General features: G+C 74.0%; 22 protein-coding genes. 12 read left to right on the top strand and 10 right to left on the bottom strand.

Annotation, left to right across the window (positions count from 1 at the left end):
* Window positions 1–18: 18 nt before the first annotated feature.
* Window positions 19–954: an aldo/keto reductase family oxidoreductase gene (locus QJS33_RS05460; RefSeq protein WP_306366748.1), complete on the bottom strand. Its 936-nt coding sequence runs from the start codon at window positions 952–954 to the stop codon at window positions 19–21.
* A gap of 226 nt (window positions 955–1,180) precedes the next feature.
* On the opposite strand from QJS33_RS05460, the gene QJS33_RS05455 reads away from it, so the two are divergent.
* From QJS33_RS05455 to QJS33_RS05430, 6 genes are all read left to right on the top strand, one after another.
* Window positions 1,181–1,921, top strand: a complete 741-nt coding sequence (locus tag QJS33_RS05455; RefSeq protein ID WP_306366747.1) for an SDR family oxidoreductase — start codon at window positions 1,181–1,183, stop codon at window positions 1,919–1,921.
* A gap of 31 nt (window positions 1,922–1,952) precedes the next feature.
* Complete coding sequence (locus QJS33_RS05450; RefSeq protein WP_306366746.1) at window positions 1,953–2,141, top strand: hypothetical protein; 189 nt, start codon at window positions 1,953–1,955, stop codon at window positions 2,139–2,141.
* Between the two features lie 13 nt (window positions 2,142–2,154).
* Window positions 2,155–2,487, top strand: a complete 333-nt coding sequence (locus QJS33_RS05445) for a nuclear transport factor 2 family protein (RefSeq protein ID WP_306366745.1) — start codon at window positions 2,155–2,157, stop codon at window positions 2,485–2,487.
* Window positions 2,488–2,554: 67 nt separating this feature from the next.
* Window positions 2,555–3,172 carry a TetR/AcrR family transcriptional regulator gene (locus tag QJS33_RS05440; protein WP_306366744.1) on the top strand — a complete coding sequence of 206 codons (618 nt, stop codon included), beginning with the start codon at window positions 2,555–2,557 and terminating at the stop codon, window positions 3,170–3,172.
* A gap of 47 nt (window positions 3,173–3,219) precedes the next feature.
* Window positions 3,220–3,507, top strand: coding sequence for a SelT/SelW/SelH family protein (locus tag QJS33_RS05435; protein ID WP_306366743.1), 288 nt, complete (start codon window positions 3,220–3,222; stop codon window positions 3,505–3,507).
* A 52-nt stretch (window positions 3,508–3,559) separates the two neighbouring features.
* Window positions 3,560–3,907, top strand: coding sequence for a UBP-type zinc finger domain-containing protein (locus QJS33_RS05430; RefSeq protein ID WP_306366742.1), 348 nt, complete (start codon window positions 3,560–3,562; stop codon window positions 3,905–3,907).
* A 1-nt stretch (window position 3,908) separates the two neighbouring features.
* Here QJS33_RS05430 and QJS33_RS05425 read toward each other — a convergent pair whose 3' ends face one another.
* Both QJS33_RS05425 and QJS33_RS05420 read right to left on the bottom strand, forming a co-directional pair.
* A complete protein-coding gene (locus tag QJS33_RS05425; protein ID WP_306366741.1) occupies window positions 3,909–4,436 on the bottom strand; it encodes a potassium channel family protein in 528 nt (175 codons plus the stop codon).
* 42 nt (window positions 4,437–4,478) lie between these two features.
* On the bottom strand, window positions 4,479–5,039 hold the full coding sequence (locus QJS33_RS05420) for a PadR family transcriptional regulator (protein ID WP_306366740.1): 561 nt from the start codon (window positions 5,037–5,039) through the stop codon (window positions 4,479–4,481).
* A 141-nt stretch (window positions 5,040–5,180) separates the two neighbouring features.
* Here QJS33_RS05420 and QJS33_RS05415 point away from each other — a divergent pair, with 141 nt between their 5' ends.
* The 4 genes from QJS33_RS05415 (at window position 5,181) to QJS33_RS05400 (ending at window position 8,581) form a co-directional block, all read left to right on the top strand.
* Window positions 5,181–5,576, top strand: a complete 396-nt coding sequence (locus QJS33_RS05415) for a nuclear transport factor 2 family protein (RefSeq protein WP_306366739.1) — start codon at window positions 5,181–5,183, stop codon at window positions 5,574–5,576.
* 49 nt (window positions 5,577–5,625) lie between these two features.
* Window positions 5,626–6,471, top strand: coding sequence for an NAD-dependent protein deacetylase (locus QJS33_RS05410; RefSeq protein WP_306366738.1), 846 nt, complete (start codon window positions 5,626–5,628; stop codon window positions 6,469–6,471).
* A 362-nt stretch (window positions 6,472–6,833) separates the two neighbouring features.
* Entirely contained in the window at window positions 6,834–7,457 is a 624-nt protein-coding gene (locus tag QJS33_RS05405) for an RNA polymerase sigma factor (RefSeq protein WP_306366737.1), read from the top strand.
* Window positions 7,454–8,581 (top strand): hypothetical protein, encoded by a 1,128-nt coding sequence (locus QJS33_RS05400; protein ID WP_306366736.1) that lies wholly within the window; start codon window positions 7,454–7,456, stop codon window positions 8,579–8,581. The genes QJS33_RS05405 and QJS33_RS05400 overlap by 4 nt, the downstream gene beginning before the upstream one ends.
* A gap of 44 nt (window positions 8,582–8,625) precedes the next feature.
* Here QJS33_RS05400 and QJS33_RS05395 read toward each other — a convergent pair whose 3' ends face one another.
* From QJS33_RS05395 to QJS33_RS05375, 5 genes are all read right to left on the bottom strand, one after another.
* A complete protein-coding gene (locus QJS33_RS05395) occupies window positions 8,626–9,873 on the bottom strand; it encodes a cytochrome P450 (protein ID WP_306366735.1) in 1,248 nt (415 codons plus the stop codon).
* Window positions 9,870–11,237, bottom strand: a complete 1,368-nt coding sequence (locus tag QJS33_RS05390; RefSeq protein WP_306366734.1) for an ATP-binding protein — start codon at window positions 11,235–11,237, stop codon at window positions 9,870–9,872. Before QJS33_RS05390 ends, QJS33_RS05395 begins: the two co-directional genes overlap by 4 nt.
* A gap of 262 nt (window positions 11,238–11,499) precedes the next feature.
* Window positions 11,500–11,886 (bottom strand): hypothetical protein, encoded by a 387-nt coding sequence (locus tag QJS33_RS05385; RefSeq protein WP_306366733.1) that lies wholly within the window; start codon window positions 11,884–11,886, stop codon window positions 11,500–11,502.
* Window positions 11,883–12,953 carry a serine hydrolase gene (locus QJS33_RS05380; RefSeq protein WP_306366732.1) on the bottom strand — a complete coding sequence of 357 codons (1,071 nt, stop codon included), beginning with the start codon at window positions 12,951–12,953 and terminating at the stop codon, window positions 11,883–11,885. Before QJS33_RS05380 ends, QJS33_RS05385 begins: the two co-directional genes overlap by 4 nt.
* A 17-nt stretch (window positions 12,954–12,970) precedes the next feature.
* The gene (locus QJS33_RS05375) at window positions 12,971–13,483 is read right to left on the bottom strand and encodes a helix-turn-helix transcriptional regulator (protein WP_306366731.1); all 513 of its coding nucleotides are present in this window, start codon (window positions 13,481–13,483) and stop codon (window positions 12,971–12,973) included.
* A 206-nt stretch (window positions 13,484–13,689) separates the two neighbouring features.
* Here QJS33_RS05375 and QJS33_RS05370 point away from each other — a divergent pair, with 206 nt between their 5' ends.
* Window positions 13,690–14,241: a hypothetical protein gene (locus QJS33_RS05370; RefSeq protein WP_306366730.1), complete on the top strand. Its 552-nt coding sequence runs from the start codon at window positions 13,690–13,692 to the stop codon at window positions 14,239–14,241.
* 88 nt (window positions 14,242–14,329) lie between these two features.
* On the opposite strand, the gene QJS33_RS05365 is transcribed toward QJS33_RS05370, so the two are convergent.
* Together QJS33_RS05365 and QJS33_RS05360 are read right to left on the bottom strand one after the other, a co-directional pair.
* Window positions 14,330–16,126 carry a long-chain fatty acid--CoA ligase gene (locus tag QJS33_RS05365; protein WP_306366729.1) on the bottom strand — a complete coding sequence of 599 codons (1,797 nt, stop codon included), beginning with the start codon at window positions 16,124–16,126 and terminating at the stop codon, window positions 14,330–14,332.
* A gap of 97 nt (window positions 16,127–16,223) precedes the next feature.
* A complete protein-coding gene (locus QJS33_RS05360; RefSeq protein WP_306366728.1) occupies window positions 16,224–16,676 on the bottom strand; it encodes a carboxymuconolactone decarboxylase family protein in 453 nt (150 codons plus the stop codon).
* Between the two features lie 280 nt (window positions 16,677–16,956).
* On the opposite strand from QJS33_RS05360, the gene QJS33_RS05355 reads away from it, so the two are divergent.
* On the top strand, window positions 16,957–18,309 hold the full coding sequence (locus tag QJS33_RS05355) for an MATE family efflux transporter (RefSeq protein ID WP_306366727.1): 1,353 nt from the start codon (window positions 16,957–16,959) through the stop codon (window positions 18,307–18,309).
* Window positions 18,310–18,448 lie beyond the last annotated feature (139 nt).

Below are 18,448 nucleotides of genomic sequence, written 5' to 3'. Positions count from 1 at the left end.
CGGCGGGGCGCGCACCGGTCAGGGGACGCGGTGGCCCGCGGCGCGGAACAGCTCGTACCACTCCGGGCGGGTCAGGGGCAGGTCCGAGCCCTGGGCCGCCCCGGTCACCCGGTCGGGGGTGGTGGTGCCCAGCACGACCTGCATGCGGGCGGGGTGGCGGGTGATCCAGGCGGTGGCGACGGCGATCGGCGGCACCCCGTACTTCCCGGCGAGCCGGTCGATGACGGCGTTCAGCTCCGGGTACTCGGGTGAGCCGAGGAAGACCCCGTTGAAGAACCCGGCCTGGAACGGCGACCACGCCTGGACGGTGATGTCGTGCAGCCGGGCGTGGTCCAGGACGCCGCCGCCGTCCAGGGTGGCCGACTGCGGTTCCCCGAGCATGTTGGCGGCCACCCCCTGGGCGATGATCGGGGCGTGGGTGATCGACAGCTGGAGCTGGTTCACCACGATGGGCTGGCGCACGTACCGGCGCAGCAGGTCGATCTGGCGGGGTGTGTGGTTGGAGACCCCGAAGGCGCGGACCTTCCCGGCGGCCTCCAGCTCGTCGAACGCCCGGGCGACCTCCTCGGGCTCGACCAGGGCGTCGGGCCGGTGCAGCAGCAGGATGTCGATGCGGTCGGTGTCCAGGGCGCGCAGCGAACCCTCGGCGGATTCGACGATGTGCTCGTGGGAGTAGTCGAAGTACGGCCCCTCCGGGACGATGCCGACCTTGGTCTGGACGGTGACGGCGTCGCGTTCGGCCGGGGTGAGGCGCATCGCCTCGGCGAAGCGGCGCTCGCACTCGTGCAGGGTGCGGCCGTAGATGTCGGCGTGGTCGACGAAGTCGATGCCCGCGTCCCGGGCGGTGTGCACGAGGGTGCGGATCTCGTCGTCGCTCTTGTCCGCGATGCGCATGAGGCCGAGCACGACGTTGGGGGCGGTGATGTCCGTCCCGGGCAGGGTGAGGGTCTTCACGGGTTTCCTTTCGATCCGGCGGTCACGACGTTAGGAGCCCGGACCGGGAGAAGTCCAACAGGGGGCCGCCGCCGTACGCGGGCCCGGTCCGCACGCCCTCCGCCCGACCCGGTCGCGAGTCCGACATCCGCGTGACGCACGCCACTCCGCAAGATATGGACTTGAAGTTCATTTCGAGGTTATATGGACTGACCGTTCATATTAATGGGCCAAGGGGATGAAGGACATGAGCACCACGGGTACCGACCGCGCCGCCCTCGTCACCGGCGGCTCGGGCGGCATCGGCCGCGCCGTCGCCGAGCGGCTCGCCGCCGACGGGATCGCCGTCGCCGTCCACTACGCCGGGAACAGGGAGCGGGCCGACGCCGTCGTCGCGGCGATCACCGAGGCGGGCGGACGCGCCATCGCCGTCACCGGCGACGTCGCCGACGAACACGCCGTGGCCACCGCGTTCGACGAGACCGAGGCGGCCTTCGGCGGCGTCGACGTCGTCGTCAACACCGCCGGGATCATGGTCCTGGGCCCGATCGCCGACTTCGACCTGGACGCCCTGGACCGGATGCACCGCACCAACATCCGCGGCACCTTCGTGGTCTCCCAGCAGGCGGCCCGGCGGGTGCGCGCGGGCGGGGCGATCATCAACGTCTCCACCAGCGTCTCGCGCCTGCGGTTCCCCGGCTACGGCCCCTACGTCGCGAGCAAGCGCGCCGTGGAGGGCATCACCCTGATCCTCGCCCGCGAGCTGCGCGGCCGGGACATCACCGTCAACACCGTCGCCCCCGGCCCCACCGCCACCCCGCTGTTCCTGGAGGGCAAGTCGGAGGCGGAGATCGACGCGCTCGCCAAGGCCGCGCCGCTGGAGCGGCTGGGGCGGCCCGAGGACATCGCCGAGTCGGTGGCCTTCCTCGCCGGACCGGCCCGCTGGGTCAACGGCCAGACCCTCTACACCAACGGCGGACTGGCCTGAGGCCGCCCGCGCACCAGAGAGAAGACCGGACGTGAGGAGCGTCATCGTCGCCGGGGCCTCCAGCGGTCTCGGGGCCCTCACCGCCCGCGCACCCGCCGGCCCCGGGCACACCGTGTACGCGGGCATGCGCGAGACCACGGGACGCAACGCGCCCCGGGTGCGGGAGGCCGCCGAGTACGCGAAGGAGCACGGGGCAGACCTGCTCACCGTCCGTTCCTGAGAGGGGAGAGCCCGTGCCCACCGACCTGCCCGCACCGATCCGCGCCTTCGTGGGGGCGACCAACGCCGGGGACGCGGAGGCCTTCGCCGCCGCGTTCACCGAGGGCGCCCACCTGAACGACCGGGGCCGGGAGTTCCACGGCCGCGACGGGGTGCGCTCCTGGGACCGCACCGACCACATCGGGAAGCGGTCGCACTTCGAGGTCGTCTCCGCCGGTCCCGGGCCCGATCCCGACAGCCACGTCGTGGTGCTCACCGTGACCGGGGACGGCTGCAACGGCACCGGGCCGATGACCTCCCGCCCGCGCGGCGGCCGCATCGCGAGCCTGCGCATCAGCCCGGCATAGAGTCGTGCGGTGCCGCCCCGCCCCGGTCTCCCGGGGCGGGGCGGCCGCCGGCGAACGAGGAGGAAGTGTGACGAACGAGCCGACCGCCGAGGTCACCCGGCGCGGCACCCGCGGCCGGGGCCGCCGCCCCGCGGACGAGGTCCGCGCGGACGTGCTGCGCACCGTCGGGGAACTCCTGATGGCGGAGGGCCTGGGCGGCCTGACCTTCGAGCGGGTGGCCCGGCTGGCGGGGGCCAGCAAGACCACCCTGCACAAGTGGTGGCCCTCCAAGGGGGCACTGGCTCTGGACGGCTACTTCCACGCCGTCGAACCGGCGCTGGACTTCCCCGACACCGGGGACGTGCGCGCCGACCTCCTCGCGCAGCTGCGGTCCTTCGTCCACATCATGACGCGCACCCCCGGGGGCCGCGTCCTGACCCAGCTGATCGGCGAGGCGCAGACCGACGCCGAGCTGTCCGCCGCCTATCGCAGGCTCTACTCCGCCCAGCGCCGCGCCTTGGCCGCCGAGCGGCTGCGCCGGGCACAGGAGGTCGGCCAGATCCGCGAGGACGTGGACGTGCGGGTGCTCATCGACCAGCTGTGGGGGGCGGTCTACCACCGGCTGCTCATCCCCGACGAGCCGGTCACCGAGGAGTTCGCGACCGCCCTGGTCGCGAACCTGATGGACGGCGTCGGCCCGCGGTGACGGGACCGGGGTGCGGACCGCACGACCGGTTCGGACATACTGGCCCCATGCCCGAACACACGCCCCGCCTGGAGATCGAGTACTGCACGCGCTGCCGCTGGCTGCCGCGCGCGACGTGGATGGCCCAGGAACTGCTCACCACGTTCGAGGCGGAACTGGGGGAGGTCGCGCTGGTCCCGGGGACCGGCGGGGTGTTCGAGGTGCGGGTCGACGGCGAGGCGGTGTGGTCGCGCAGCAGCGACGCCGCCTTCACCGACGCCGCCGACATCAAGCGGCTGGTCCGCGACCGGATCGCCCCCGGCCGGCGGCTGGGCCATTCCGAGCGCGGCGACTGACACGGCGCCCCGCGTCCTGCCGGAACGGGCGCCCGGCGTCTACCGTGGGCCCATGAGCGAATCCGAGATCGACACCTCCGTCCCGCCCAGCGGCCCCGGCTGCCAGGAGTGCCTGGACGCCGACGGCTGGTGGTTCCACCTGCGCCGCTGCGCGGCCTGCGGGCACGTGGGCTGCTGCGACAGCTCCCCGGCCCGGCACGCCACCCGCCACTTCGAGGAGACCGGGCACCCGTTCATCCAGAGCTACGAGCCCGGCGAGGTGTGGTTCTACGACTTCCGCAGCCGGGAGACCGGCAACGGCCCGGAGCTGGCGGCGCCCACCTCGCACCCCGCGGACCAGCCGTCCCCGGGGCCGGAGGGCCGGGTGCCCGCCGACTGGACGAGGCGGCTCCACCGCTGACTCAGTCGCCGCCCGGGAGTTCCCGCGCCCGCAGACGCACGGCCACCAGGCGCACCGCGGCCGCGATGACCCCGGCGTTGAAGAGCATCTGGGCGATGAGCAGTGCGCGCGCCCACTGGCCCTGGGCGTGGATGTCGCCGTAGCCGATGGTGGCCAGTGTGGAGAGGGCGAAGTAGAGGGCGTCGGTCCTGGTCTCCAACCCGGTGAACTCGCCGGGGCGGGTCAGCGCCACCCCGTGGTCGGCCAGGGCGAAGAGCGCGATCCCGCAGGCGGCGAGCAGGATCGGCGGGCGCAGGGGCAGGGCGGCCGGGTCCTCGCGCGCCTGGAGCCGGGCCGCCCGGACCACCAACAGGGCGATCAGGCACAGCCCGACGCTCAGCGCGGCCCAGCGCAGCCACAGCTGCCAGGCCGGTCCGGTGCCCTCCAGGGGGACGAGGTAGTACAGCACACCGATCAGGACCACCTCGCCCGCGAGGGCCGCGTGCTCCCATCGGCGCCGGGGCGGGATCCGTCCGCTCACAAAGGCCATGACCCACAGTCATAGCACGGACACGACGGGCTTCGCCGTTGGTCAGCGCGGGGCCGCGCGGCGCTCCAGGACCTCCAGCACCCGCCGGTACCAGCGCAGGTTCTCCTCCTCCAGGGCGATGCCGCGGAGCAGGGTGAGGTAGGGGCCGATCCGCTCGGACCGGGCCAGGTGCTCCTCCTCGGTGCGCCCCTCCGACAGGCGCTCGCGCAGACGCAGGTAGTGGCCCAGGCGGGCGCTGGACCAGGCGGTGCGCTCGGTGACGGCGGTGCGCACCGCGTCGGCGTCGCCCGCGTCCACCGCCTGCACCTGGACCATGAGCTCGTCGCGTACGGCGAGGTGCCGCGGCGGGCGGGCGGTGAAGGCCCGCAGCTCCTCGCGCCCGCGTTCGGTGAGGGCGAAGACGCGTTTGTCGGGTCTGCGCTCCTGGCGGACCACGGTCGCCTCGATGAGGTCCTCGCCCTGCATCCGCTCCAGCTCACGGTAGATCTGCTGGGGGGTGGCCATCCAGAAGTTGCCCACCGAGGAGTCGAAGATCTTCGTCAGGTCGTACCCGGAGGCCGGCCCCTCCAGCAGGGCGGCCATGACGGCGTTGCGCAGTGCCATCCGGTCACTGTAGCGCCGACTCCGCCGATGGTCGCATCGTTGATCAATCACTTCGTTCAGCACTGCATCCGTGTACAGGACGCCCCCGGCCTGTTAGCCTCCTGCACACCTAATCAATTTTTTGAATAAGGAGTGTGCGCTGTGGGGACCTTCCGAGAGGCCGTCGAGGCCCGGGACTCCGACGCCGTCGCCGACCTGCTCGCCGACGACGTCGTCTTCACCAGCCCCGTCGCGTTCAAGCCGTACCACGGCAAGGCCGTCACCGCCGCCGTCCTGCGCGCGGTGCTGCGGGTGTTCGAGGACTTCCGCTACGTCGGCGAGTACACCTCCGCCGACGGCCGCGAGCACGTGCTGCGGTTCCGGGCCACGGTGTCGGGCCGGGAGGTGGAGGGCTGCGACCTGCTCCACTACGCCGACGACGGCCGGATCGACGCCTTCACCGTGATGGTCCGCCCGCTGTCGGGCCTACAGGCGCTGGCCGACGCCATGAACGCGCAGTTCGACCGCATCCGCGCGGAGGCCGCGGCCGCCGGGTGAGGGCGAGGGGGCATCGCTCCCGGCGGGTGCGGCGCCTACCCTCGAAGACGTGACGAACGCACTCGCGACGCCCGATCCCGCGACCGCGGCCGACCGGATCCGCAAGGTCCTGGGCGACGGCCCCGTCCTGGCCCTGACCGGGGCCGGCATCTCCACCGACTCGGGCATCCCCGACTACCGCGGGCCCGGCTCGCCGCCCCGCACCCCCATGACGTACCAGCAGTTCGTCGGCGACCCGGCCTTCCGCCGCCACTACTGGGCGCGCAACCACGTCGGCTGGCGGCACGTGCACCGCACCCGGCCCAACGACGGCCATCGCGCGCTGGCCCGGCTGGAGGCCGCCGGGGTCGTCTCGGCGGTCATCACCCAGAACGTGGACACCCTGCACGAGGCGGCGGGCAGCCGCTCCGTGATCGACCTGCACGGCCGCTACGACCGGGTGGTGTGCCTGGGGTGCGCCGCCGTGGTCCCCCGCGACCGGCTGGCCGAACGGCTGACCGCGCTCAACCCCGGCTTCACCGGCGGGGTGGACGACGTCGAGATCGCCCCCGACGCCGACGCGGCGCTGTCGGCCACCGAGGACTTCCGGGTGGCCGACTGCGCCGACTGCGGCGGCATGCTCAAGCCCGACATCGTGTACTTCGGCGAGAACGTGCCGCCCGCGCGGGTCCGCCGCGGCTACCGGCTGGTGGAGGAGGCCGCCGCGCTCCTGGTCGTCGGCTCGTCGCTGACCGTCCTGTCGGGGCGGCGGTTCGTCAAGGCCGCCGCCGACCGCCACCTGCCGATCGTCATCGTCAACCGGGGCGCCACCCGCGGCGACGCGCTGGCCGACCTCACCGTGGACGCGGGCTGCTCGGAGGTGCTCACCGCCCTGGCCGACTCCTACACCCGCTGAGGGCGCGCACGGCGGCGGGCCGGATCCCGGCCGACGCCGCGGACCGGTGCCGCCGGGGGTACCGGCCCTCGGGGACCCCGTGCAGGCGCGGCACCGGCGGCCCGCCCCCTGCTCCGCGACGTGCAGGCGGACGCCGTCGACCCCGGCTTCCCCGTGCCGCACGTTCGCCGCCCGCCCCCTGCGTCGCTCGGGGTAGCGGTCGCGCCACTGTGCGCCCCCGGGCGGGTCGGCCCCCGGGGGCGGGGAGCGAACGTTCTCGGACGCATCGGCGAAAAAGAGGAAAGGGGGTCCCGGCGGCGGTAATCCCCTCCGCACCGCGAGGGACTACTTCCCCGAGAGTCCGATGACGGCTAAGGAGACCGATGAGGACCGACAGGGCCGATGCCCCGCCCACCGACCGGTTGGCGGACCTCTATGACCGCTATCACGCCAGGATCCTGGCGTTCTGTCTCCTGCGTGCGGACGAGACCGTGGCCGAGGAGGTGGCGAGCGAGACGTTCGTGATCGCCTGGCGCAAGCTGTCCGCCATCCCGGACCCTCCGCTGCCCTGGCTGTTGGGCGTGGCCCGCAACCTGCTGCGCAAGCAGTACGGCGCACGGATGCGCCGGGAGACCCTGCTGAGACGGCTGGCCGAGCTGGCCGACCGGCGCGACGAGCAGGACTGGGACGTCGCCGAGCGGTTCGTGCTGCGCGAGAGCGCCGTCCGGGCCCTGAGCGAACTGTCCGAGAAGCACGTGGAGGCGCTGACCCTCGTCGCCTGGCACGGGCTCTCCCCCGCCGAGGCGGGCCGGGTGGTCGGCTGCTCGGCCGGGACCTTCTCGGTCCGCCTGCACCGCGCCCGCCGCGCCCTGATCAAGGAACTGGAGGTCCTGGAGGGCTCCGCGGCCCGCCGGGGGTACGGGAACCGCTCCCCCGGCCCACGGCCGCCCGGCCCCCGCACCCCCGACCACCCGATCGCCCGCACCGTGCACCAGGAGGCACGATGATCCAGGAAGACGTCCTCGGCACCGTGTCCGCGCTGGAGCCCGCGGCCCTGCGCGAGCGCGCCGAAGAACTCAGTCGGACGAACCGGGAGCGGGTCCTGGAACGGGCCAGGGCGGCGGGTGGACGGCGCGCGTTCCTGCGTGCCGCCGCAGAACGCCGCTGGCGGCTCCCGGTGACGGTGGGCGCGGTGGCCACCGCCGCCGCGGTCGCCGCCGTGCTCTTCGTGCACTCCCCCGGGCAGTCCGTGGTCCCCGGCGAACCGGGCGGCGCCGATGTTCAGAACAACGGTGTGGAGGCCCCCGCCTACGCGGACGCGCGGGAGCTGTTCGCGGCGGCCGCCGAGTCCGCCGCGGCCGAGGAGCCGGAGCCGGGTGACTTCTGGTACCTGCGCACCCGCAACCACCGCCCCGCCTACTCGATGGCCGTCGGGGGGGAGGGCCAGGGCTACTCGGCCTACCAGGTCTTCACCGAGGAACGGTGGACGGAGCTGGGCGGCGAGTTCCGGATTCTGAACAACCTCAACATCCACACCGAGACCTCCTTCCCCAGTGAGGCGGACCAGAGGGCCTGGGAGGAGGAGGGGTCGCCCGAGCTGGACCACACCACCCCGGCGAGCACCGCCTACCGGGGGGAGACGATCGGACAGCTCGGCCTGGGCGTCTCCGGCCTCATGGAACTGCCCGGCGACGCCGGACAGCTGGAGACCCTGATCCGCGAAGGCCTACAGAGGACCCCGGGGCAGGGCGGCGACGCGGCCAAGGTCCCGGATTCGGAATTCGACGCGTTCCTGAGCGGGGCCTTCTCGGACGTGGTGACCGGTCCCCTGCGGAGCGACACCCGGGGGGCGTTCTTCACCCTGGCCGCGGAACTGGAGGGGCTCCGGCTGATCGGGCCGGACGAGGACCCGCTCGGAAGGGCGGGCTACAAGGTCGAGGTCCCCTACCAGCTCGCCCCGCAGAACAAGGAAATGGCGACCTACTGGATCATCGACCCCGAGACCGGCACCCTGCTGAGCGAGCACCGCGGCGATGAGGAGGTCTGGGTGGCCTACGAGGAGGCCGGGTTCGTCCAGGAGATCGGCGAACCGGTGGTGCCCGTCGACTACCAGGACCTGTACGGGGAGTGAGCGCTCCGGTCCGCCCCCGCTTCCCCAGGGGGCGGACCGGAGCATCACCGCGGGCGCGGTGCGAAGGCCGCCGGAAGGCGGTCCGGGCCGCCCGCCCACGGTGAGGGCCTGCGATCCGGTCCGGGCGGGACCGCCCGCAGGTCCGGCAGGTTCTCCAGCGCGGCCTCCACCGCGGTCGCGGCGATGGTCGCCGCGACCCGGGGCGCGGGGTGCGGGCAGCCCCGTTCCCCGTGGCCGAAGAAGATCCGGGGCCGTTCCCGTGCGGTCCGCGGCGCGTCGCAGCCCGCGGCCGCCAGCCCCAGCACGAGCAGGTCCCCGCGGCGGATCCGGCGGCCGCCCAGATCGCAGTCCTGCACCGCCCAGCGGCCGACGGTGTTGCGGGCGGGGGTGTCCCGCCACAGCGTGTCTTCGAGGAACTCGGGGACGGTGGTCCGCCCCGCGGCCAGCGCCGCCGCCGGGCCGTCACCGGCCAGGGCCAGGCGCAGGGCGTTCGCGATCCAGTCGGCGGTGGTGCCCTGGCCGTGGACCAGCATCAGCAGCAGGTCCAGGGCGATCTCCTCCGGGTCCGCCCGTGTCCGGTGGGCGGCGAGCCGGGACGGCGGGTCGGCGCGCGGCAGGCGGCGGCGGTCCAGGACCAGTTCCGTGAGGCGGGCGTGCAGGCGGCGGCGGGCCGGGACGGCCCCGGGGCCGGTGCCCGCCGCGGCGAACAGGTCCGCGGCCGGGGGCGGGTCGTTCGCCAGGCCGCACAGGCGGGTGAACACCCGGGCCGGGACGTGCCGGGCGTAGTCGGCGACCAGGTCCGCGCCGCCCGCCTCGGCGAGGACGTCGATGCGCTCCCGGGCGGCCCGCAGCGCCAGGTCGCGCAGGTCGATCGCCTCGACGGCGGCCAGGGCCTCGCCGATCGCGTCGGCCCGACCGCCGCCCTCGCCGAACAGCACCGTGACCGTCATGTGCTCCAGCACCGGGTGATCGGGACCGACCCGGTCCCAGAGGTTCCAGCGGCGGTGGTCCCGGGAGAACCACTCGGGCCGGCCCATCACCTGCCGCAGTTCGCGCACTCCGGAGACGAACCAGGCGGGGACGCCCCCCTCCAACAGGACCGGGGCGACCGGGCCGAGCGCGCGCAGCCGGGCGTACAGGCCCGGGACGTCCCGGCGGGCCCCGGGCCCGTACAGGCGGGGCGCGGCGGCGTGGTCGGGCGAGGGCGGCGGCGGTCCGCTGCTCGCCGGGACCGCAGCCGGGACCCGGGGGTCGGCCGCCTCCCGCCGCCGGAACGGGTCGCCCGCGCTCACGAGGCGATCACCGCCCCCGCGGCCACCGGGCCGGACGCCGTGACCAGGGTCCACGGGACCAGGACGCCGACCCCGAGCCCGCCCTGCGGCGAGGTCCCGAAGTCGACGCCGAAGCGGTGGCGGGCCGCGATGAGGCCGACCACGGCCAGCCCGGTGCGTTCCCCGTCCAGGGTCTCCAGTCCCCCGGGGGAGTCGATGCGGGCCCGGGCGGCCTCCCGTTCGCGGCGGCGCATCCCGGGTCCGCCGTCCTCCACGCACAGGAGGACCCCCTCCTGTGCCTCCTCGACCCGGACGAGCACCTCGGCGTCGGGTCCGGAGAAGGCGGCGGCGTTGTCGAACAGCTCGGTCAGGACGCGGGCCAGCGGCTCGGCGGCCTGGCCGAGGACCTCCACCCCCTCGGCGCCGCGGGCGCGCACCCGCCGGTGGGCGCCGATACGCCGGGTCGCCCGGCGCAGGACGTCGGGCAGGGGGACGGTCCCGGTGTCGCGGCGGCCGAGGCCGCCGCCCGCGAGGGTGACCAGGGTGTCGGCGATCCTGACGGTGCGGGCCAGGACCCGGCCCGCCTCCACCAGGTCCTCGCGGACCTCGGGCCGGTCGCCGTGGGTCTCGCGCAGGGTGCGCAGGTGCTCGGCGGCGGTCTCCAACCCGGCGCGCAGGCGGGCGCCGCAGGCGGCGGTGGCGGCCAGCACGGTGTCGGTACGGCGGGCGGCCGTCAGCAGCTCGTCCCGGACGTGGTCGCCGAGCCGGGTCAGGGCGTCGTCGATGGGCCGGTGTCCGCTGGGGGCGGGCGGCGGGTCGGCGGTCTCGGCGGCGGCGTGGCGATCGGCGCGGATGCGGGTGGTCAGCAGCGGCAGCCAGGTGCGGTCCAGGTCGGTGATCCGTCGTTCGCAGCGGGCGATGAGGGCTCGGGCGTGCTCGGCCCGGCGGGCGGCCAGGTCGAGTTCGCCCCCGACGGCGCGCAGCAGCCGGTCCAGTGCGGCGTGCCGGATCGGGGGGTGCGCGGCCAGGATCTCACCGGCGGTGCGCCCGGCGCGCACACCCTCGGCCAGGGTGGGCAGCAGGTGGTCGGCCAGCAGCACGGCCTCGTGTTCGAGGGTGTCGCCCGCGGTCTGGGCGCGGATGCGCCCGTCCCGGACCACGCGGACGGCGGCGGCGCGGTGGGCGGCCACGGCGACGGCCGCGCACAGGGCGGCTCCGAGCACTCCGACGACCGCGGCGACCAGGGGGCGGTCGCTTTCGCCGACCACGACCACCGACCACGACCAGGCGGGGACGACGGGGACGGCGGTGGCCAGGAGGGCGATCAGGGCCTGGTGGGCGGGGTGGGGAGAGGTCCGGATCCGGTCGCGGGAGTCGGTCGACATGGGGTCCTCGGGTCGAACGGAACGGGGTCGCGCCGCGCGTTCGACGGGCCACGGCGCTCGCCGGGGAACGCGCGGTCGGACGATTTTCACGGTAGACCACATTCGGGCTCGGCGCGGGCCTTACGGAAAAGGGATCTTCGCCGAGAGCGCGGTAATCGCCCAGGTCAGCACGTGTTCAAATCGTCCAGTTCGCCATTTGTCAGGACAGTTCATTCATCGATCGGCGCGTTTCTCCGGCGGCCTGTCGGCGCCTCGGGCTTTTTCACGGGAGGAACAGGGCGAGCGAGCAGACGACCGCGGCGGCCAGCGCGGTGTTGCCGATCGCCGAGGCACGGCGGGCGGGCGCCCCGGTGTCCGGCCCGCGGGCGGGCAGGCCCGGCAGGCGCAGGACGACGGCCGCGACCGCCGCCGCCGTCAGCGCGGTCAGCAGGTACCACAGCGCGACCGGGAGGGCCGTCCAGGTGACGGCGACCAGGCAGAGCGGGACGAGGAAGCCCAGTGAGGCCGTGCGGGACAGCGCGTCCCAGCGGTCGGCGAGGTGCCTCCTCCCCGCGCCCGGACGGGCGGCCAGGGCGAGGGACACGGCGGCGACCGCCCACCAGAGGCAGAGGAAGGCGCTGACGGCGACGGTGGTCAGGTCGGTGTTCACGACCACTCCTGTCCGGTGAGCAGCTCGACGGCCCGCCCTTCCACGCCGGTGGTGGTGTTGGAGAGCACGACGACCGCCCGGTCGGCCTCCCGGTCCAGGGCCAGCATGGAGGTGAACCCCCCGGTGCCCCCGTTGTGCCAGGTCACCTCGGTGCCGTCGACGTCGGTGGTGACCCACGCGTAGCCGATGCGGTCCTCGCCGCTGGGCCAACGCGGTTCCAGGGCCGCCGTGCCGGGGGCGGTGCCGTCCAGCAGGGCGCGGGCGAACCGTTCCATGTCGGCCGGGGTGGAGCGGACGCCGCCGGCGGGGGCGTAGGCCATGGCGAGCCAGGGCGCGGCGGTGCGGCCCTTCGCGGTGTGCCCGGGGGTGGCGTCGGCGGGCAGGTCGGCCCCGGTGCGGGGGAGGTGGGTGTCGTCCATGCCGAGCGGGTCCAGCAGGCGCTCGTGCAGCAGGTCCGGGTAGTGGGTCCCGGCCGCCTCGGCCAGGGCCAGGCCCAGCAGGGCGAAGCCCAGGTTGGAGTAGTGGGACTCGCCGCGGTCGGCGAGTCCGGCGGCGCGGGCCTGGTCCAGCAGGGTGGCCTCGTCGTAGCGGTAGGGGTCGCGGCCCAGGAAGTTGAAAACGACGATGTTCGCGGCGATGTCCCGCACCCGGGGGGAGAGCCGGGGCAGTCCGGAGCGGTGGGAGGCCAGTTCGGCCAGGGTGACGTCGGCGGCCGGGGCGTCGCCGAGGTCGAGCAGGTCGCCCAGCGGCGTCTCCTCGGTGACCTCGCCGCGCTCGATCGCGTCGGCCAGGAGCAGGGCGGTCATGGTCTTGCTGATGGAGCCGATCTCGAAGTCGGTGTCGGCGCCGCCGCCGAAGTGGGCGGTGGTGGTGTCACCGCCGTCGACCTCGACGACGCCGAGCAGGTCGCGGGGGCCGTCGGCGTACAGGTCGCGAGCGCGGTCGAGCAGGTCCGGGTCACCGGTCTCGGCGGCGGAGAGCGTCGGGACGCGCGGCGCGACCGCGACGCCCAGGGCGATGACCAGGAGCGCGGCCAGGCAGGCCGCCACGATGGTGCGGGTGCGCACGGGTCACCTCTCTCGGTTCAGACGGCCCCGCCCGCGGCGGTGAGGATCACCAGGAGCGGGACGAGGCGTTCGGGGGGAACGGCGTAGCGTCCGCGGCGGACGGTGACGAGCCATCCGGCGGCGGCCAACAGGTTCACGTGGTGGTAGATCTGGCCGGTCGTGCCGAAGTCGGAGAGTTCGGCCAGGGCGGCGACGGTGTCGGTGCCCTGCCAGACCGCTTGGAGCAGTTGGAGGCGGACCGGGTGCCCCAGGGCGTCCAGGGCGCTGGCGCGGCGGGACCAGTCCTCCGCGGCCAGGCGTTCGGCGGGCAGGCCCTGCTGCCACTCGACGGCCTCGGGGCCGGAGCCGACGACTCCGGCGAAGACCACGCCTCCGGTTCCGGTGACGTGCCGTTTCAGGGCGGCCAGGGCGAAGAACGGGTCGTTGTCGGCGTCGGCCTCCGGCGCGCGCTCGGCCGTGCCGCGCGTCTCCAGCGCGGTGATCCTGGCCTCCAGGGCGGCCAGTCTCTGTTCGGTCGTCTTCTCTGCCACACCCGCACGGTACCAGGAAATCCGTAATTACGTAATTCCGTAGCAAGGAGGAGATCGGCCCGGCTTTGCCCGATGCGGGGGAACCTCTGGCGTTCCGCTGACCCCGACCGGCAGATCATGAAGGAGCGGAGCGCGGACCCGCGCTTTCCATGCACGTCCCAAGGGCCGGGCCCCGGACCTTCGCGCCCGGTCGGTGAGGAGACGAGATGCGTGCAGAGTCACCCAACGGATGGCAGTTCTTCGCTGCGACCCTGATGATCGTGATCGGGTCGGTCAACATCATCCAGGGGCTGGTCGCCCTGGTCACGCCGGAGTTCTACGTGGTCGGCGACACGGAGATGTTCGTCATGGGCTACGGCCCCTGGGGCATCCTGCTCGGTCTGTGGGGCGTGGTCCTGGTGGCCTCGGGTCTGTCCCTGCTGTCCGGCAGCACCTGGGCACGGGTGTTCGGCATCGTGTTGGCCGCTCTCAACGCGCTGGCCCAGCTGGCGTTCGTCGTGGCCATGCCGGTGTGGTCGATGGTGGCCATCGCCATCGACATCCTGGTGATCTACGGGCTGACCGCCGGGTGGCCGAGCAGGGCCGAACGTGAGGGCGCCGCGACGTCGGCCGGGATGAGCACCGCAGAACAGGAGGCCTACCGGAGCGGCTACCAGGCCGCACACGAGGCGCCCCGGCAGGCGCGGGCCCCGGAGCAGACCGCCGGGCAGACCACCGAGCACGGTCAGACCACCGAGCACGGTCGGACCACCGGCTGAGCAAGGGTGTCACGGCACACGGAGCAGGAGGGGCGTCCCGAGCGGGGGCGCCCCTCCCACCGTTCCCGCCCGGACCGCGGCGCCGGGGTCAGTCCCGGTAGAGGGCGTCCAGCTCCGCCGCGTACCTGTCCCGGACGACGCGCCGCCGGAGCTTGAGGGAGGGGGTGAGCTCGCCGGTGTCCGGGCCCCACTCGCCCGCCAGCACACGGTGGCGCTTGACCTGCTCGGCCCGGCTCAGCCGGGCGTTGGCCGCGGCGACCGCGCGCTCCAGCTCCGCGTTCACCTCCGGATGGGCGACCAGGGCGTCCCGGTCCCCGCCGGTGTCGATGCCGCGGGCCGCCGCCCACACCGGGAGGACCTCCCGGTCGGGCACCACCAGGGCCACCAGGTAGGGCCGGTCGTCCCCGTGCGCGTAGACCTGGCCGACCAGCGGGTGCTCCTTGAGGGTGTTCTCCACCAGGGCGGGCGAGACGTTCTTGCCCCCGCTGGTCACGATGATCTCCTTCTTGCGGTCGGTGATCCACAGGTGGCCGTCCTCGTCCAGGCGGCCGATGTCGCCGGTGGCGAACCAGCCGTCGGCGTCGGTGGCCGGGCGTACCGAACCCCCGGCGTCCACGTACCCGTCGAACACCGTCTCGCCCCGCAGCAGAACCTCGCCGTCGTCGGCGACCCGGACCTCCACCGTGGCGAGCGGGCGCCCCACCGACCCCGGCCGGAACCCGGCCGTCGGGGTGTTGACGGTGGCCACGCCCAGCGACTCGGTCAGGCCCCAGGCGTCCATGACCTGCACGCCCAGACCCGCCCAGAAGCGCACGACCTCCTGCGGCATCGGGGCGGAGGCGCTGGAGGCCCACACCACGCGGTCCAGACCGACCTTCTCCAGAATCGGGGTCAGGGCGAGTTCGCGGACCGCCGCGAACCGCCCGGCGAGGTCCGGCGGGACCGGCTCACCGCGTTCCAGGTGGGCGGCGTGCTCGGTGGCCACCGCCATGGCCCCCTCGATCCCCGCACGCTGCTCCTCGGGCAGCCCCGCGATGCCCGCCCGCAGCACCGACGCCAACTTCTCCGACACCCGGGGCACCCCGAAGAACTGGGGCGGGCGTACGTGCCGCAGCACCTCGACCAGGCGGGCCGGGTCGTCGCACAGCCATACGTGGGAGGCGCGCAGCAGCGGCAGGTACAGCCCCAGGTCGCGCTCGGCGATGTGGGCCAGCGGCAGGTAGCAGATGTGGGCGGCGTGCTCGGGCAGGTCGATGAGGGAGTCCAGGGCCGCCAGGTTGGCGAGCATCCGCCGGTGGGTGATCGCCACGCCCTTGGGGTCGCCGGTGGTCCCGGAGGTGTAGACGACGGTGAGCAGGTCGTCGGGCTTGAGGTCGTGGCGTCGCCCGAACGCGTCGCCCGCCGGGGTCGCGGCCAGGGCGGCGTAGTCGAGGTGGCCGCGGCCGGGGTCGGCCCCGGAGACCACGACGAGGGACTCCAGCGCCGTGCCCGGGTCGGCGGCCAGGGGCTCCCAGGCGGCCGCGACGGCGGCGTCCTCCACGACCGCGAGGCGGGCCCCGCTGTGCCCGGCGATGTAGGCGACCTGCTCGGGGGCGGCGGTGCCGTAGACGGTGGTGGGGATCGCGCCGATGTGCACCAGGGCGAGGTCGGAGAGCCAGTGCTCGGGCCGGTTGCCCATCATCAGCAGGGCGCGGTCGCCCGGGGCCACGCCGAGCGAGGCGTAGCCCTGGGCGAGGCGGGCGACGGCCGTGTTCACCTCGGCCCAGGTGAGGGTGGCCCAGTCCGCGCCGGAGCGCCAGGACAGGGCGGGCAGGTCGGGGTGGACGGCGGCGTTGTGTTCGAGGAGGTGCGCGAGGGTGTGGTCCGGGGAGACGGTTGGAGGCACGAAGGGCTCCTGACGGTCGTCACTACGCTCACATGTGATCTAGAACACACGCGAGCGTAACACCGGGCCCCCTTCCCGGACAGACCCCGAGCGGCGCTCAGCCCCTGCGGGGACGCGGGTGCAGGTGCGAGGTGACCGCCAACCGGTTGTAGAGGTTGATCATCGAGATGGCGACCTCCAGGGCGGCCAGCCGCTTGTCGTCGAAGTGCTCGGCGGCCTCCGCGTAGACCTCGTCCGAGACCCCGTGGTCACCCAGGCGGGTCATCTCGTCGGTGAGGGCCAGCGCCGCACGCTCGGCCGGCGTGAAGATCTCCCCCGCCTCGTACCAGGCCGACACCAGGAAGAGGCGCTGCTGCGACTCGCCCTCCTTCAGGGCCCGGCGGGTGTGCAGGTCGACGCAGAACGAGCAGCCGTTGAGGACGGAGGAACGCAGCTTCACCAATTCGAGCAGGGTGATGTCGAGGTGCTCGGCGACGAGGCCGTCGACCTCGTCGAGTTTGGAATAGATCTCGGGAACCTGCTTGGACCACACGATGCGGTTCTGGGACACGGGGCTCCTCCTCGCTCGGAGCGGGCCGGTGCGGCCCGCACTACCGGCAACGTACGCGATGACACCACTCTTCCCGGGATCAGGGCACCCTTTTCGGCATGGCGGCCCGCACGGCGGACGGGCCGCGGGCGACGACCGGCACCGGCCATCGGCAGACCCTTTTCAGATGAATTTCCGCCATGCTGGAGAAGACTTTTATGCTCGCATTCTTTTGGGTTCATCCGAAAAGGCGTGCTACGTTTCCCTGGATCCATTGGGAACCATCCCGGGAGACCCCGCCGTGACCACGGAACCCCCGCCCGCAGCCGGGCAGACCGACTCCCCCGCACCGCTGGGGCGGACCGTACGGAACCTGGGGGGCAAGGCGTTCCCCCTGTACTGCTCGATGCTCGCCGGCACGGCCGGGAACATGGTCACGGTCGGAGTGATCGGCAACGTCGCCACCGCCGACCTGGCCGCCTACGCGTTGCTCATCACGGTGTTCAATCCGCTGCTCATGGTGGTACAGGGCGCGCTGCGCGGGTCGATGCCGTTCATCGCCGAGAACGAGGACGACCCGGCCGCGCTGGTGCCCGTGGTGCGCGACTCCACCTGGCTCGCCCTGCTCATGGGCGGGGCGGGCGGGGCCGTCCTGATCCTGGCCCCGCTGTGGGCGCGTGCGATCGGGGTGGCCGAACCCACCGTGGCGGCGCTGGGCGTGCTGCCCGCGGTGCTGGCCGGACTGGCCCTGGTGACCTCCGCGCTCAAGTCCTCGGTGACGGTCCTGCTCATCGGGCTGGGGCGGAACCGGTCCGTGATGCTGCTGAGCCTGGTCAACACCGGTGTGGCGGTGACCGTCACACCGCCGCTCGTGCTGGGTGCGGGGCCGGTCCCCGGGCTGGGACTGACCGGGGCGGCGCTGGCACTGTTCGCGGACGGCTGCATCATGGCGGCGCTGTTCCTGTACGTCTCGCGCCGCCGGACCGTGCTGCGCGGACACCGGGCGGGCCTGGGCGCGCCCGTGTGGGCGGGCATCGTGCGGATCGCCCGGGTCGGGCTGCCGACCGGGGCCACGCTGCTCATCAAGTTCGGGGCGCTGAGCCTGCTGGGCCTGGTGGTGGCCCGGGTGGGCACGGAGCAGGCGGCCGCGCACCAGGTGCTGGTGGTCATCGCCAACCTGCTGTTCCTCCCGGCGATCGCGGTGGGCCAGTCCGGCATCCCGCTCACGGCCCGGGCCGCGAAGCGGGGGTCGGTGGCGGGGGTGCGCCGCCCCCTCGCAGCCGGGTACCTGGTGGCGGTGCCCGCGGTGACGGTGAGCCTGGTGCTGCTGTGGGTGCTCGCCGAGCCCGCGGTCGGGGCGTTCACCCCCGACCCGGTGGTGCGGGAGGCGGTCATCGCGCTGCTACCGGTGCTGGCGGCGGCGGTGCTCGCCGACGCCGTGCAGTCGCTGCCGGGGATGGGGCTGCTGGGGCTCAAACAGGCGCGGTACTCGATGTACACGTTCGCGGTCTGTTACGGGCTGCTGTGCCTGGCGGCGGTGCCCGCCGCCGCCCTGGGCGGGCTCACCGGGATCTGGATCGCCTACGCGGCGGCCAACACCGGGCTCATCATCGGCCAGGGTGCGGCCTTTCGGCGGCGGTCCGCCCTCCTTTAGGGAAGGCCGGCCCGGCGGGCGGTCCGGTCCCGGTCCGCCGGTGGTGTCCGGCCTCGTGGGTTCCGGGTCGCCGGAACGGAGCCGTGGCCCCCGCACCGGTGGGGAGCGGGCCCCGGCGCGACGCGGCCCCGCCTCGGAG

The organism is Nocardiopsis sp. CC223A (assembly GCF_030766825.1).
In the GTDB taxonomy this organism is placed as follows: domain Bacteria; phylum Actinomycetota; class Actinomycetes; order Streptosporangiales; family Streptosporangiaceae; genus Nocardiopsis.
Note: the sequence above shows the minus strand (reverse complement) of the source record. Positions and strands in the feature narration are given on the sequence as shown.

Bases quoted from the DNA above. Each gene is read 5' to 3' on its own strand.
- QJS33_RS05435 (WP_306366743.1), top strand. From the start codon at position 3,220: ATGCCCGAACACACGCCCCGCCTGGAGATCGAGTACTGCACGCGCTGC.
- QJS33_RS05420 (WP_306366740.1), bottom strand. From the start codon at position 5,039: ATGGCACTGCGCAACGCCGTCATGGCCGCCCTGCTGGAGGGGCCGGCC.
- QJS33_RS05405 (WP_306366737.1), top strand. From the start codon at position 6,834: ATGAGGACCGACAGGGCCGATGCCCCGCCCACCGACCGGTTGGCGGAC.
- QJS33_RS05390 (WP_306366734.1), bottom strand. From the start codon at position 11,237: ATGTCGACCGACTCCCGCGACCGGATCCGGACCTCTCCCCACCCCGCC.
- QJS33_RS05400 (WP_306366736.1), top strand. From the start codon at position 7,454: ATGATCCAGGAAGACGTCCTCGGCACCGTGTCCGCGCTGGAGCCCGCG.
- QJS33_RS05455 (WP_306366747.1), top strand. From the start codon at position 1,181: ATGAGCACCACGGGTACCGACCGCGCCGCCCTCGTCACCGGCGGCTCG.
- QJS33_RS05425 (WP_306366741.1), bottom strand. From the start codon at position 4,436: ATGGCCTTTGTGAGCGGACGGATCCCGCCCCGGCGCCGATGGGAGCAC.
- QJS33_RS05430 (WP_306366742.1), top strand. From the start codon at position 3,560: ATGAGCGAATCCGAGATCGACACCTCCGTCCCGCCCAGCGGCCCCGGC.
- QJS33_RS05370 (WP_306366730.1), top strand. From the start codon at position 13,690: ATGCGTGCAGAGTCACCCAACGGATGGCAGTTCTTCGCTGCGACCCTG.